General features: G+C 28.7%; 16 protein-coding genes and 2 pseudogenes. 2 read left to right on the top strand and 16 right to left on the bottom strand.

The window, feature by feature from the left end:
• Positions 1-129 precede the first annotated feature (129 nt).
• On the bottom strand, positions 130-1,185 hold the full coding sequence (locus I2E98_RS14910) for an IS1595-like element ISCldi2 family transposase (RefSeq protein WP_195469666.1): 1,056 nt from the start codon (positions 1,183-1,185) through the stop codon (positions 130-132).
• Between the two features lie 648 nt (positions 1,186-1,833).
• Here I2E98_RS14910 and I2E98_RS14905 point away from each other — a divergent pair.
• Positions 1,834-2,085 (top strand): hypothetical protein, encoded by a 252-nt coding sequence (locus I2E98_RS14905; RefSeq protein ID WP_243251219.1) that lies wholly within the window; start codon positions 1,834-1,836, stop codon positions 2,083-2,085.
• Between the two features lie 141 nt (positions 2,086-2,226).
• Here the strand turns inward: I2E98_RS14905 and I2E98_RS14900 are convergent, their stop codons facing one another.
• The 9 genes from I2E98_RS14900 to I2E98_RS14860 form a co-directional block, all read right to left on the bottom strand.
• A complete protein-coding gene (locus tag I2E98_RS14900; RefSeq protein WP_195469665.1) occupies positions 2,227-3,042 on the bottom strand; it encodes an amidohydrolase family protein in 816 nt (271 codons plus the stop codon).
• Positions 3,043-3,090: 48 nt separating this feature from the next.
• Positions 3,091-3,921: an MBL fold metallo-hydrolase gene (locus I2E98_RS14895; protein ID WP_195469664.1), complete on the bottom strand. Its 831-nt coding sequence runs from the start codon at positions 3,919-3,921 to the stop codon at positions 3,091-3,093.
• Between the two features lie 262 nt (positions 3,922-4,183).
• Entirely contained in the window at positions 4,184-4,474 is a 291-nt protein-coding gene (locus I2E98_RS14890) for a DUF2695 domain-containing protein (protein ID WP_195469663.1), read from the bottom strand.
• Between the two features lie 267 nt (positions 4,475-4,741).
• Entirely contained in the window at positions 4,742-5,686 is a 945-nt protein-coding gene (locus tag I2E98_RS14885) for a zf-HC2 domain-containing protein (RefSeq protein ID WP_195469662.1), read from the bottom strand.
• A 2-nt stretch (positions 5,687-5,688) separates the two neighbouring features.
• Positions 5,689-6,168 carry a sigma-70 family RNA polymerase sigma factor gene (locus I2E98_RS14880; RefSeq protein ID WP_195469661.1) on the bottom strand — a complete coding sequence of 160 codons (480 nt, stop codon included), beginning with the start codon at positions 6,166-6,168 and terminating at the stop codon, positions 5,689-5,691.
• Between the two features lie 539 nt (positions 6,169-6,707).
• Positions 6,708-7,175: a GNAT family N-acetyltransferase gene (locus tag I2E98_RS14875; protein ID WP_195469660.1), complete on the bottom strand. Its 468-nt coding sequence runs from the start codon at positions 7,173-7,175 to the stop codon at positions 6,708-6,710.
• A gap of 126 nt (positions 7,176-7,301) precedes the next feature.
• A complete protein-coding gene (locus tag I2E98_RS14870; protein WP_195469659.1) occupies positions 7,302-8,087 on the bottom strand; it encodes a phosphorylase in 786 nt (261 codons plus the stop codon).
• A 274-nt stretch (positions 8,088-8,361) separates the two neighbouring features.
• Positions 8,362-8,592: a DUF3795 domain-containing protein gene (locus I2E98_RS14865; protein WP_243251222.1), complete on the bottom strand. Its 231-nt coding sequence runs from the start codon at positions 8,590-8,592 to the stop codon at positions 8,362-8,364.
• A 99-nt stretch (positions 8,593-8,691) separates the two neighbouring features.
• On the bottom strand, positions 8,692-9,150 hold the full coding sequence (locus tag I2E98_RS14860) for a GNAT family N-acetyltransferase (RefSeq protein ID WP_207737634.1): 459 nt from the start codon (positions 9,148-9,150) through the stop codon (positions 8,692-8,694).
• Positions 9,151-9,306: 156 nt separating this feature from the next.
• On the opposite strand from I2E98_RS14860, the pseudogene I2E98_RS14855 reads away from it, so the two are divergent.
• Positions 9,307-10,032 (top strand): annotated as a pseudogene (locus I2E98_RS14855) (IS1595 family transposase); the annotation flags it as partial.
• A 76-nt stretch (positions 10,033-10,108) separates the two neighbouring features.
• Here the strand turns inward: I2E98_RS14855 and I2E98_RS14850 are convergent.
• The 6 genes and pseudogenes from I2E98_RS14850 to I2E98_RS14825 form a co-directional block, all read right to left on the bottom strand.
• Positions 10,109-10,423 (bottom strand): annotated as a pseudogene (locus I2E98_RS14850) (transposase); the annotation flags it as partial.
• Between the two features lie 130 nt (positions 10,424-10,553).
• The gene (locus I2E98_RS14845; protein ID WP_195469657.1) at positions 10,554-11,396 is read right to left on the bottom strand and encodes a DUF6544 family protein; all 843 of its coding nucleotides are present in this window, start codon (positions 11,394-11,396) and stop codon (positions 10,554-10,556) included.
• A 38-nt stretch (positions 11,397-11,434) separates the two neighbouring features.
• Positions 11,435-12,481 carry a hypothetical protein gene (locus I2E98_RS14840; protein WP_195469656.1) on the bottom strand — a complete coding sequence of 349 codons (1,047 nt, stop codon included), beginning with the start codon at positions 12,479-12,481 and terminating at the stop codon, positions 11,435-11,437.
• Between the two features lie 12 nt (positions 12,482-12,493).
• Positions 12,494-12,886, bottom strand: a complete 393-nt coding sequence (locus tag I2E98_RS14835) for an FMN-binding protein (protein ID WP_195469655.1) — start codon at positions 12,884-12,886, stop codon at positions 12,494-12,496.
• A gap of 8 nt (positions 12,887-12,894) precedes the next feature.
• Entirely contained in the window at positions 12,895-13,422 is a 528-nt protein-coding gene (locus I2E98_RS14830) for a flavodoxin domain-containing protein (RefSeq protein WP_195469654.1), read from the bottom strand.
• Positions 13,423-13,435: 13 nt separating this feature from the next.
• The gene (locus I2E98_RS14825) at positions 13,436-13,966 is read right to left on the bottom strand and encodes a MarR family transcriptional regulator (RefSeq protein WP_243251217.1); all 531 of its coding nucleotides are present in this window, start codon (positions 13,964-13,966) and stop codon (positions 13,436-13,438) included.
• Positions 13,967-14,256: the final 290 nt, after the last annotated feature.

Below are 14,256 nucleotides of genomic sequence, written 5' to 3'. Positions count from 1 at the left end.
TACTTACTTTATTCATATTTCATCTCCTAGCATAATTTTATTATTTACATTGTATTATAATACAATTGTTCATCAATCATTATATTTATTGTACACTAAAAATAGTAAAATTAAAACAAATTTTACCTCTTATACATATATTGGTTTTCTAATCTTAAAATCCTTTATTAAAGATATAGAATGTGTTGAATTAGCATGAATAAAGAACTTTTTAGGTTTATTCCTTTCCATTTCTGTTTTAAATAATTGGGTCCATTTATACCAAAATAGGTAGTTTGTTAGGAACTTGGTTGAAACACCATTAAATTTCTTTATCCATCTTTTTAGGCTAGTATGAAAGGCATTAACTCTTTGAATATTATAAATATCCACAGCTTTTCTTCCACCTCTAATTTGATGTAACTCAAAATTATGTTGAGCAGCAAAGGGGATATAACTCCTATGTTTATCTGTACATAATATAGAATTCTCTTCAACAACTTCTGATAAAGCTCTGTCTATATCGCTATATTTAGGTCTACCATTGCATATTAATCCTGTATAGATATTACCTAATCTATCCACACCACATAAAACACAGGCAAATTCCTTTGATATACCTCTTGTATTTATTTCTTTGCCACGTTTTCTTGACTCCCTTGGCATAGTAAAATTAGAACTTTTACTATGATTACCTTTATAGCTAAGGGCAAAGTAAGTCTCATCAAGTTCAATAACACCTTCAAGCGAACCATAGCCAATAAACTTTCTAATTGCGTCTATGATTTTATGCCTCCAGAAAAAAGCTGTTGCAATATTAATTTCAACGATTTCAGCACACTGCCTAATAGTGTTGCCGTTTACCATACATTGGGCATATAGTAACCATTTATCTAATCCCTTTTTACTACTTGAAACTGGTGATTTATAAAAGTCATTGAAAGTTTTTTTACACTCTGGATTTTGGCATTTATACCTTTGTTTAACTCCATTTTTACCATGATATTTTCCATACTTAGATATTTTGTCATGATTACAAAAAGGACAGCACTTCCCCTTATTAAATCTATTTTCAGCGATTTCTTTATCTATAGAGTTAGTAATTCCATTTGACATCAATACAGTCTTCAAAAATTCAAATACCTTACCTTGCTCATGTGTATTTAATTGTGAAACTTGTTTAATAACATTATTAACTCTTGGCATAAAAAAAACTCCTAAATAGTAGTTATATAATATATTATAACCATATTTATAGAGGTTAATCAAATTTCAACAGTTTATTAAAACAAAGCCATTTTATATTAAAATAGTTGATCTTAAACTAAATTAAAACACCTCTTCACCATCCAAATACATATATTTATCGAAATAATGTATATAATATCCATTTGTATAACTTGTTTTATTTTGAAATATTTTATAAATTGTATTAATTCAATGCAAAATTTGTATCATATATTATTTTTTTCTAAAATTAAAGGTGATATTTTTGATAGTCATGTCGGTATTTGTCGTAATTATAATTTCTATATTGACTTTACAAGTATTTCTATCTAAATGCAAAAGCAAAATATGGGGATTAATATTACCTATATTATTCTATATCCCTTCTCTATTTGCTGTTTTTTATGTCTTACTCTAGCAAGACAAGATATAGAGATTATTGCACTATCTTTGGCTATATATTGTATTTTAATTTATAACATACCATCATGTATATTATATTTAATATATAAAAAAGTTCGCCAATCTAATTAAATGGCTACTCTATAAGAAAATCTACAGAAGAAGTGGCAAACCCATTTATCACCGAAAAAGATATAGTAATAACTAAATTAAGGAGGATTATTTATGAGAGTTGGAATAATTGGTCCATCAAAAGATGAGATTATACCATTTATTGAGCAAATAGAAAACAAAAAGGTAGACTCCATTGCAATGCTAAAATTCCATAGTGGGAAATTTAATAATATTGATGTTGTAGCATTATACTGCGGAGTATGTAAAGTTAATGCTGCAATTGCTGCACAAATATTAATAGATAAATTTCAAGTTACTACTATTATAATAACTGGTGTAGCAGGGCAATTGATAATAGGTTAAGTATTGGAGATAAAGTTATTTCAATCAATAAAATTAGACATATTTAATTTAGTTAATTATATATAATTTAATCTTATTCTAAGTAATATAAATACACCTACAACATTAATTGCAGGTGTATTTATATTACTTATACAATAATTAAATTTTATTTAAATTAAATAACCTTATAGAATTTTTATACATAATATTATCGTAATCTTCTTTACTTATCATATCCTTTAAGTCATTAAAATATTTTTGATATAAAGATGGCTCACCTTTAGGATTATGATGATAAGTATCAACTCCATCTATTGGATTATCACTACCAAATAATATTTTTTCACTACCAAAAGTTTCTATTGCCCTTATAACACTTTCTACTGGTACCCATGCTGTATCACCATATAAGTTAGGTAGCTTCGCTATATATTTTATAGCATTTTCATTATTTGTTCCAAGCTCCATATGACCCATAATAAAATTAACTTTAGGATATTTTAGAGCCATATTATAAACTCTCTCTGCACTTGCTTCATCACATCCACCAGTATGTATAAGAACTGGAAGCTGTAGCTCCTCTGCTAAATCTAAATATTCATATAAATTATTTGAATCAAATGCTAAATGTGAATGATATGGATGCATTTTTATTCCGTATATAATATCTAAATTATCTATTATATATTGTTTAAACTCACCACTTAATCTTTCACTTTCTGGTTTAATCCAAGGCATCACCCCTATTTTATCTGGATATTTTCTTGCAAAGTCTATACTTCTTTTTAATGATTCCATCTGAGTATGTTGCACTTCTCTTGGAACCTCTTTAAAATTATGATCATATCTTATAGATTCAGTATTTGAAACTATACTGAAATCTATATTATACTTTTCCATGGATTCTAACACCATATCCTCAGTCATATCCCATTCTAGTGCATAACCTATATGTACATGCATATCTATTCTCATTTTAACTCTCCCCTATCTATTACCTTATTAGTAAATTAGCTTTTAATCCTAATTTACTAAGTCTATAACTTGTCCTGTTTTTATAGTTTTTATATTACTACCTAAGATATTATTTAACAAATCAAATGCCTTTACTCCAGTACAATGACCTGTATAGATTTTAATATTTTTCTCAAGTAACTTATTCCCTAACTCATTAATAAGACTTAAATCTTCAGTTTTCTTATTTATTGGATTATATAAATGCAACCCACCTATTATAAATTCTATTTTTAATCCAACTCTTTTTTCTATGTCTTGTAAAATATTAATTATTCCAGTATGGGAACAACCTGAAATCAGGATATTTTCACCATTATTATTTAATATTAGATGTTGTTCATGCTTAAAATTATCCAAAATAAATTGGCCATTATCCTTAATCAAAAGATTGCTATTACCTTTTGGAAGTAATACATCTCCTGTAATATTTGATATTAATGTCATTTCTTCATCTATATGATATATTTCATCAGTTAATACTATTCTTTTGTTTTCTTTTAATTCTTGATTTAATCCTACATAAAATTTTGCATACTTTAAAAATGAAGCATAATAATTATCAAAAGCATATTTACTAATATAAATTTTTGCCTTATCATTCTGCTTTAAAAATGCTTCTAAACCACCACCATGATCTTTATGACCATGCGATATAATTACAATATCAACATCTTTAATATTAATATTTAACTTCTTTGCATTTTTTATAAATGTATCATCTGGACCTAAATCAAATAAAATATTATGTTTTTCTGTTTTTAAATAAATACACAAACCATGTTTATTTATATATTCTTTTGATATTCTTGAGTTTTCAACTAATGTAGTTATTACCATTTAACTCCCCCTTATAATTCAAAAGTTAAATTGCATTTTATTGTATAAATTTATATTTATGGTATCATATTGTTGGAAACTATTTATATACAGAGGAAAAGGAATTTTATAATTTTAAGTGACAAAACTTATAGACTTTAAAAAATTCTTTTAATAAAAAATAAAACTATAAGTTTATATTCTATAAATTTACTTTTAAAAACTCCTCTACAAATTGAATTTATTTGCTTATATATAAATGTAAGCTATTAAGTTTTTATAGTTACTCTATATCTAATATTTTATCTTCTATATTAGCTAATACTTCACAATCACAATATCCGCCATTTTCTTCTAACCATTCTATGACTTTTTTCAAAGGTAAATTATTGTTTTCTAAAAATTTTTTTGTATATTTTAAAGTATCATCACATCCATCACTTTCTAATCCTGTATCTATATAATTAAACAATTCTTTAAATATTTCTATACTAAAAGGAAGTGATTCTCTAAACTCACTTTTCTCATCATTTTTAAAATTTTTTAATAATTCTTTTTTTCTTCTTTTATCCATTCTTATATCCTCATATTAAATTTATAATTAATTTGCACTATAGTGGCATTAACTTATACCCATAATTATATAGCAATTCTATTATATGGTAAATGATGCAAATAAAAATTCCTCAACAGCATTAAAGATTACTGTTGAGGAACTCTATATTCTATATACTATTTTATATATTAATTATCCAACTTTGTTAAAAACATCATCATTTTAATTAGCTTTAAAAATTACAGTTTAACTGCATATGATAGGATTTATTTTAACACCTTAGATTTACTTTATACAATTTTTATTTATACAAGAATTTTTATGTTTTATTCTTTTGAAAAAATTACTGATGATTATTAGTATTAAATAAATAGGAACTGTTATTAATAGTATCGCATAAAAATCACGAGATGCTAAATATGATGATGAATTAAAGCCTTTAATACATATGTGTCCTATAATATAAGATACAGGTATAAATAAAATTTTCATTATAACATTTTGTGATTTTTTCCATTTAAATGTGATTAACAAAACAACTAAACATACAGCAGTTAATACTATTGCAATCAGTAAATAATAAGAAAGTACTAGTCTAGGTAACGTAACGACACCCCCATTGCCAGTTATGCTTTTCCCATAAATTAAAATATCTCCTGGTCCTTCTGCCGAAGAGTAGCCATCACTATTATCTGAATAATAGTATATAGAGTTAACTTTTTCACCGTTAGAATTTAATGCTAAAGTACCAAGACTCTTATTGCCAATGTTATTATTCCAAATAGTTTCCCATGTAGTTATATGATATATATAACCTGAATCATTGTCAGAAGAATACTTACTTATATCATATCCAGATACATTATCCTTAAAGTCAATGAAGATGGTTCCATTATCACTTTCCCTTACAGATACAACATCTTTAGAATATGGTATATATATTGGTTGAGTTAAATAATTAATAGTTAATATTAGAAATATGCTAGTTAACACTATAGAAAAAATAATTGCTTTAAACTTTTCTCTAAATAACTTATTTTTTATTTTTTTAATCCCATTAGTATTTATATCTATGGGTATATTTCTAGGGAATTTCATTTCCTCTAATTCTTTTTTGCAGTCTTCACATTCATCCACATGTTCTTCTATAAGAACTCTTGTATCTTCACTTGCAATATTTTCGATATACAAAGGTAAAATATCTTTTATAACGTTACATTTTATTTTCATAGTTACTCCTCCAATTTATTTTTAATTTTTTTTCTGGCTCTGTGATAAGTGACACAAGCCCAATTTTCATTTTTTTGAAAAAGCGAACCAATTTGCTTAAAACTTAATCCACTAAAAGTACGTAGGGAAAATACTTCTTTATATGGCTCATCAATATTATGCAGAATTTCGTGTATTTCCATTGAGGTTTCTTCTGAAAGCATTGATTTTTCAATATCAATATTAGCTTCTTGTTCCTGAAGTTGCTCTACATAGACTATTTTTTTATTTTTACGTAAGTATGAAAAATAATTATTTTTAGCTATTTGGCATAGCCATACTCTAATATCACAAGTGCCATTGAAATTATCTATGGATTCAACAGCTTTTAAAAATGTCTCCGAAGTAATATCTTCTGCTATTTGCGAATCCTTTGATAAACTTTTGATGTATAAATAAACATCACGGAAATAGGTATTATATATTTCTTCAAAGTCTGTCACTTTTTCACCTCCTTATATATAAGACGCACACACTTCAAATATCTTACAATTAATCAAAAAAATATTTATTTATAAAATTAATGGAGCATCTTGAGATGCTCCATTAACATTGATGATATCTTAATATGAATTTTTTCATACGTTCTAACAAATTGTACTATGATCAAATAATCTATTCTTAGAATAATGAAACTTGTTGAATAACATTATTAACTCTTGGCCTAAAAAACCACCTAAATAGTAGTTATATTATAAGCATATTCATAGAGGTTAATCAAATTTCAACAGTTTATTAAAACAAAGCCTAAATTAATAATTAGTCTTCCATAATTGTAATTGGATTATAACACCCGCCAAATAAACTCTCAACCATTCCCTTATCATAAAAATTCGGGTAAGCTTCTTAATACCTTTAGAAGGCTTTCGTATAACTAGCGAAAATGAATTGTAATAAGTGTTAATATAAATATTGGTAAAACCTTTTTCTAAATTAGGATCAAATCTAATCGCTAAATTAGAAGAGTTAAAATTATAGTTCTCTACTTATTTGTAAACTCCATAAATCTTCTATATGTTATAAATCCAACTGCTTCATAAAACTTTAATGCACCATCATTAAATTCCCACATATCCAATTCCACTTTATCAAAATTCTTAGAAGTAGCTTCTTTCTTTATAAAATCAAATAACTCAGTTGCTACGCCTTGGCGTCTATACTTTTCATCTACGCCAAATTCATTTATATGGTAAAATCTTCTTGCTAAATTATATGGAGATTCTGGTCTATCAACGTAATCTACACATGCATATCCACAAATTTCATTATCTCTAAGAACTACAATCACATCTGAATTATTTCCTTCCCATAAAGTGTAAACAAACTCTCGTAGTTCCTTACAAAATCCAGCTTTAAAAATATCTGGACGCCCATTACAGTGCACTTCATTTACAATTTTTCTAAGTTCATTAACTCTTTCTAACTCTTCTCTAGTTGCATATCGTACCATTAAACTATCCCCTCTCTTTTTTTATGTGTATTTGCCTAAATCATAAGCTAACAAAAGTATTAATTTAATCTAATAAACTACCCCAAATATTAGAATTTCTTTATTAAAAGTAGCTTGTCCTTTTCATTAAATAATACTATAAATTATTTGAGGTATTATCTCTTTTCTTACCTTTTTTCTATAGCTCTGATCTTCTTCAGATCTTCCATTATACAATGATTTATTTTTAATTGAGTTATCAGAAACGCTAAAAATAGCTACCATCGATATATTACATATTGAACTAGCCTTAAATGCCGCTGCTGTCTCCATCTCAATGCTTTTACAATCATATTCCATTATAGTATCTAAATGAGCGAACTGAGCAAATATAGTATCTACACTAAAATTAGTAACTGTAAAATAATTTACATTATTCTCTTTACATATTTTTTTAGTATTATCAATTAAAACTTTATTAAGTTGATAATCTGGATAATATTTTTCACCAAAACAATCCTTTCTAATATCTTTTTCCAAGTATCTGCATACACCATCTCCACATATAGACACACTCGGAATTACAATATCACCAACTCCTATGGCAGAATCTAAGGCTCCTGCTGAACCAATGAAAATTATCCTTTTACATTTAGTATTACCTAAAGCTAACACTACATCTGTACATACACTTGCACCGATACCTGTTTTTATATATGTAACTTCTTTGCCAAACAGCTCACACTCCCAAATCTTTACAGTGCCTTCTGCTATAATATTAGCTTCTATCCCCTCTAAAACATTTGGTTCCCACCAAGGTGCTATTATGACATTCTCTCTAATCGCTTCATTACTACATCCTAAAACAGCCTGGCAAAGCATTTCTTTAGGCGTACCATATTTTTCGTGACCTTCAACCAATAACTTGTACATATTCTACCTCCATCAATATAAGTAATTCTCTTTCAAACTTATAATAATTTAACTAATAAATCCCTCTTTCTCTTAGTTTAAATCCAAAAGTCAAATTACCATAACTAACCGACGACTTGGAATTTGCTTATTTCTTCAAATTATTTTCTTTATCAAAGAAAGCCTTTTCTAAAATAATATACTCTTGTTCAGAACACACTTCCTTACACTTTCTTTTATACTCAGCAGAACGCTCCAACATATCCTTAATCTTTATGCACGGAAATTCCTTACATTAGTTACACTTATTCACACTGTTCTCTTTTGTGCACTCCACTAACTGATATGTACATTTCTTGTGGGGAGAACAGCCACTACAAGCAATTTCTTCATTTGAAACAACACATGCTCTCCATCCTACTTTATACCATAATTCTGCAACTGCTTTTAATTCTTCATCAGTATGCGCATTGTATCTTGGACATTCAATACAATTATCACCACATAAAGTTATTTTCTCTTCCATTATCACACCTACAAATTCCTATTTATTGGGCAGTTAAAAAAATAAACTACCTCGTAAAATATTAAAATTGTTCACAAAATCTACTTTACAAATTAGAATTTATCTAACCTTTTCAATTTTACTTATTTTGAATCCATTATCTAAATAAAGGTTTAAAGCTTTTTCATTCCATTTTGCTACATGCAGAACAATTGGTTCATCAGAATTATTCCTAATATTTTTAATTGCCCAAAGGAGTATTTTCCTTCCTAGCCCATTATTTTGATAGGCTTTATTCACAATCAAATCATCTATCTCATTCCCATAGCAAGCAACTGAACCTAATAGTGTATTATCATTCCGTAAAACATAAATATTTTGTTTTTTATCATTTAGTTGCTCAATTCCCGAGTAAAAATTATATGGTTCTATATTTAACTCTTTTCTCATATCGAAGAAACATTGATTATATATTTGTTGATATTCTAAATAAAAATCATCTATAAATTTTTCTAGCACTATATCTGTTTCTTGAGCAGTTTTACTTAAGAACTGCATTTCATATGCTATTATTTCCATAATCTTTTCTCCCCTACAAATTCCTATTAATCGAGTAGTTTAAAATCAAACTAGTTAGTCTTATAATACGATTACGCACTACTTTCTTATTTAATTATACACAAATAATGGCAATACTTAAACAACTTTTACCAATTATTAATATTTATGTTTCTTCTTTGTAATTGTGAAGATATATCAAGAAATGGTAACTATAATGATAAACAAAGATATCTTTGTAAAGATTGTAGAAAAACATTTACCGATTTTACTAACTCTGCAACATATAAAAGTAAGAAACCTCTAGATAAATGAATGAAATATGTCAAATGTATGTTAAGTGGCTATTCTATAAGAAAATGTGATTAAATAGTTGAAATAACTATAGCAACAAGTTTCTTTTAGAGACATAAAATACTAAACTGTATAAGTATATTTCTAGGAATAGGCTCTGTTGATGGTGTGGTTGAAGCAGATGAAGTTTTCTTTGCTTATTCGTATAAGGGAACTAAACCTATAAATATGCCAAGACCATCTCGTAAAAGATGTAAGTAGGTTAAAAAGCGTGGTATAAGTAATGAGCAAGTATGTGTAGCGACAGCTCTTGATAGACAAAGAAATTTAATTATAGAATTATTATGTACTGGGAGAATGACTTCTAATGAATTGAAGAAACTTTATAATAATCGTATAAGTGAAGCCTCTATTATTTGTACTGATAGTCACAAAAGCTACATGCAATTTGCAGAAGATATGAAATTAGAACATAAGAGAATTAAAAGAGGAAAACATAAAGAAGATATATACCATATTCAACATATAAATAACCTTCATTCTAATTTGAAAAGATGGATGAATAGGTTTAATGGTGTTGCAACAAAATACCTTGAAAATTACATGAAATAGGGAGACTTTAGATTATTTTGTGTAATATAGTTTCTTATATCTTAAATATTACTGGAAATTTTGATTTCCAGTAATATTTTTTTATTATTTGTGGTTCGAATTCAGATTTTCTATCTCTTGGAATATCAAGATCAACGTCTCCAAAAGAACTTCTTAAGTTCTTTTGACTATATCCATTCCTATAATTTCTTTCTTCAGGTAAAATATCATTCTGATGTTGATATTTATCTCTTCCTAGATGTTCATCCATTTCTGCTTCAAGTATATTTTCGAGTACATCTTTAACTAATTTTTTAACTAATCCGTTCTTTCCAAGAACGTCATCGATTGTTTTACACTTTTTTACTTCTGTATTGTAATCAAAGTTGATATCATTTTTTCTTGCCATAAAAAATCCTCCTAAAAAATCTTATAGTATATTATTCCAAATCTACTAACTAATCACACAAAAAAGAGTAGATAGATTTGTTTATTACACAAATCTATCTACTCTCCCCATCCATAAAGCTGAATTTGTCTCACCCGTCATAGGACACTGTACTAATTACACCATCGAAATATACAAAATCTCCATCCGGATAATTCCATATGGCTTTAAACTTAGTCGGATACTTGATTCCACTTTCAGAAAATTCATATTCGCTACAAACCGCAGACCAAGGAATATATTCCATAGTTCCGTCTGAATTTGTAACTGTCCTATCACTTGTTGTAAAAGAAACAAATTCATACTGCTCATTAAATGTGAAAATACCACTTGCAGACTGACCTGCATAATAGATGGTTGCTTTCACTTCGTAATCACTAATCTCTTCAAAGGATATATAATTCTGCAACAAAATAGCCGGAGCAAACATGCTCTCTGCGAGGTATGTAACCAAACAAGCCTTATCCATTTCTTCTCCGGTTTGATGAAATAAGGTTATCCCTTTCGCTATAACTCCCTTCATCCCTCCAACACCATTTTGATAATAATCATACCCTTCAAATGGCACACCAAACATACTGCTATCAATCAGTGCCATTCTACAAGGTTCTGACACAAAATCATACTGTGTGTAATCAATCCTTAGTGCCAGTCCATCTTTTCCCTGCATAAAGTCCACATCATGATATTCCATTTTTAAATAATTCATTTTGGGTGTTCCAATATATCTGCAATGTTCTATATATCTCTGAATCGCAAGGGGCAACTTTGAAAATTCTTCACATCTGAAAACTTGTCCCTCTTCTTGTAGCCTATTGCCAGCTTTTAAGTTCTCAACATCCTTTGCAAAACGCCTTTTCACAGGCGAATATGGTATATGAAACCAAACTAAAATGATTCCCGAAATAATTATTATTCCAATAAGAACACCCATTTTTCTTTTCTCCTCACTTACTATATCTTCTCACATTTTTATTTCAGATTTCCGTTTTTCCAATATGCTTCCACTTTTCTGGTAGCCAAATCAATAATACTTTCATAACTATATTTTTTACTCCAAGAGCAAAAAACAGAGTTCTTACCTAAAATTAATCTTGTAATAAAACTATTGGGTTTTGATATCCATCCACCTATTGGAGTCATCTTAAATATTATTGTATTATTTTCACACTGAACGCTATATTCTCCCTGCACATAACCCATTTTTTCTCTAGGATTAATTGTAAATTGACCGGCACAAGGTTTTTCCAAACTCAATCCACCACTAAAAAATATGTGTACATTATCTTCGCCAAGATGTACCCTCACCTTCTCTAAATCAGCTTTATCGTCAAAAAAATACTCTATATTTCCATCACAATAAGTATTCTCATCATTCAGTTCAATTTCTTGCAGTTCCATCATACTTGTATTCGCGAATTCCAGCAATTCACATTCATTACTATATCTTGCATATAATCTTGCCTGACCATTCATTGGCATTGGAAAATTGTCTATTTTAATTTCTTTGCCGTCAATGTTACAAGCAACAATGGATTTACTTTTGCGTATGAAATCAAAGTCGTACATAAAGAATACTGGTAGATATTCAGGTGCCTTGGAACCAACTCCAATGGGAGCCAACAAATTCATCCCTTTTGACTTTCTCTTACTTTTTTCCTCTATATGCACTGATATTTTTCTATCATGTATATCAACAAACTGAAAGCTAATAATCTGATTATTATCCTCTTTACAAAACTGTACATTATTAATCTGAGTCTGAATATGTTTGTTTAATCCGTTTTCTACAACATTGAACCTTTCGTTCTCCAAAAAATTCAAACTCATATCATCATATACATCTACACATTTGTCATTCCGGTATGCAAGTACACGGTACCCTACTCCATATGGTTCTCCATCAATAAATTGCAGTTCAAAACCTCTATAAAAGGTATCAGGAGACTTTTCAAAAGGAATTATCGCCAACTTTTTAATGGGACTATATTTCACTATAATAGGTAAATATCCTTTCAATTTCTCCTCCACTCACTTCACCCCTTTCTGTAAAGCATCATTAACCGCATTCATAATAATTTCACTTGAAACAGTTGCTCCACTAACAGCATCTACATCATATGTATTTTTATCCACCATATCCTTTACAATAGCATTTGCCGACTGACCGAATCCATTTTGATGTTCTACAATCTCAATGTCTATAATTTTTCTGCACTCTACTGTCACTTTAACGTCTACAATTACCGGTCCAAGTTCGCTATGTCCTTGGTAAATTCCATCTTTCACATTAGATAAATCTATGGAAACATCCTCAAGTTCCACAGCTTCTTTTACAAGCTTTGCACTCCATATTTTGAATCCAATTATTCCTATAAAAACAATGCATAAAAATATGACCGTTATCCTGATTACTTTCTTCATACTATCCATTATCCTTCTAATAAGAACTTTATAAGTGGTTTTGCATATTCACTGGAAGTAATATCATAGGAACTTTTTATTGCTTGTGCAAAGCCTTCTTCTGCGCTATCCTTATTCTTCTTTTTATCCAGTACTTTAGACATCATTTTCATAATTGTCCTATTCGAAAAGGACATTTTTTCATAACAAATCCCACCTTGCATGTAAAAATGAGGGATAGATTGCAATTCTTCTGCTGACAGATTGTTCTTCCAAACTTCATCAATCTTCTTTCTTGCTTCATTAGGCGTTCCACCTGTTGCAAACAGGATAAGCCTTTTCGCTGAACTCTTTTCAAACATCTTCTTCGCTTTTTTGTATCCATTTATCATTCCTGCATACAATCCGCCACCATAAACAACTACATCATATCCGGACATTATTTCAGTTGTAACTTCCTTAAAATCCATTAGATTGCAATCTACTTCTTTCGCAATGAATTCTGCATACCATTTTGTAAACTCTGTTTTACTTTTGTAAATTATCAAAGTCTTCATCTCTTCTTCTCCCTTAAATCAATTTTAAATTATCCTCAATCTGCACAATGGTCTGTATAGTAGTCTGTAACTGCTCCTCAGACACTCCCTCAAACATTCTCTTCAAAAGCGCCATACTCATTTCATCGTTTTTCTCACAAAACTCCTGACAATATAGTGTAAGCTCAATCCGTTGCTTTCTCTTATCCTGTTCATCCACAGAAATTCTTACAAACCCCTTCTTCTCCAGTTTCAACAGTATCTGCTTCACATTCTGATGAGAGATACCCATGATTTCCGCTAACTCTTTTATTTGTGATTCTGCACCTATGTACTTCCAGTACGCTACAGCAAACTCATTTACAAACATTTCTTCTTGCACCTTAGACATGTTTATTTTTTGTGCATCAACCACACAATGCCCTAATTCATGCACGATATTGTACCAATGAAAATATAAATCAAATTTATATTGAATGTTATCTTCTCCGAATAACATCTTATATCCTGCTTGTTGGTCTTCAGTATCTAATTCATATTGTCCTGATATGATTTTATATGTCATTTGCATACACTTATTTGTTTCTACTTTTCATCAAATTCTTATTTATCGGGTAGTTAAAAAAATAACCTACCTCGTAAAATATTACCAATATTTGCAACTTATATATTTAATTATACACAAACAACATCAATATTTAAACAATTTTATCAATTATTTATAATCTGTACTTCTTCTTTTAAAACTCTGTGTTTTTCAGTAGTTACTCATATGTCCTGGTCTTATGTCAATATTTTGGACACAAAAAGTCAAACTTTTTTATGCTGCACTTCTAGCTAATAATTCACATTGAT

The organism is Clostridium sp. D43t1_170807_H7 (genome assembly GCF_015555905.1).
Taxonomy (GTDB): Bacteria; Bacillota; Clostridia; order Clostridiales; family Clostridiaceae; genus Clostridium.
This window is presented reverse-complemented; position numbering and strand designations above follow the sequence as displayed.

Coding starts and splice junctions, on each gene's coding strand:
- I2E98_RS14910 (WP_195469666.1), bottom strand. CDS start 1,185: ATGCCAAGAGTTAATAATGTTATTAAACAAGTTTCACAATTAAATACA.
- I2E98_RS14905 (WP_243251219.1), top strand. CDS start 1,834: ATGAGAGTTGGAATAATTGGTCCATCAAAAGATGAGATTATACCATTT.
- I2E98_RS14900 (WP_195469665.1), bottom strand. CDS start 3,042: ATGAGAATAGATATGCATGTACATATAGGTTATGCACTAGAATGGGAT.
- I2E98_RS14895 (WP_195469664.1), bottom strand. CDS start 3,921: ATGGTAATAACTACATTAGTTGAAAACTCAAGAATATCAAAAGAATAT.
- I2E98_RS14890 (WP_195469663.1), bottom strand. CDS start 4,474: ATGGATAAAAGAAGAAAAAAAGAATTATTAAAAAATTTTAAAAATGAT.
- I2E98_RS14885 (WP_195469662.1), bottom strand. CDS start 5,686: ATGAAAATAAAATGTAACGTTATAAAAGATATTTTACCTTTGTATATC.
- I2E98_RS14875 (WP_195469660.1), bottom strand. CDS start 7,175: ATGGTACGATATGCAACTAGAGAAGAGTTAGAAAGAGTTAATGAACTT.
- I2E98_RS14870 (WP_195469659.1), bottom strand. CDS start 8,087: ATGTACAAGTTATTGGTTGAAGGTCACGAAAAATATGGTACGCCTAAA.
- I2E98_RS14865 (WP_243251222.1), bottom strand. CDS start 8,592: ATGGAAGAGAAAATAACTTTATGTGGTGATAATTGTATTGAATGTCCA.
- I2E98_RS14860 (WP_207737634.1), bottom strand. CDS start 9,150: ATGGAAATAATAGCATATGAAATGCAGTTCTTAAGTAAAACTGCTCAA.
- I2E98_RS14845 (WP_195469657.1), bottom strand. CDS start 11,396: ATGGGTGTTCTTATTGGAATAATAATTATTTCGGGAATCATTTTAGTT.
- I2E98_RS14835 (WP_195469655.1), bottom strand. CDS start 12,886: ATGAAGAAAGTAATCAGGATAACGGTCATATTTTTATGCATTGTTTTT.
- I2E98_RS14830 (WP_195469654.1), bottom strand. CDS start 13,422: ATGAAGACTTTGATAATTTACAAAAGTAAAACAGAGTTTACAAAATGG.
- I2E98_RS14825 (WP_243251217.1), bottom strand. CDS start 13,966: ATGACATATAAAATCATATCAGGACAATATGAATTAGATACTGAAGAC.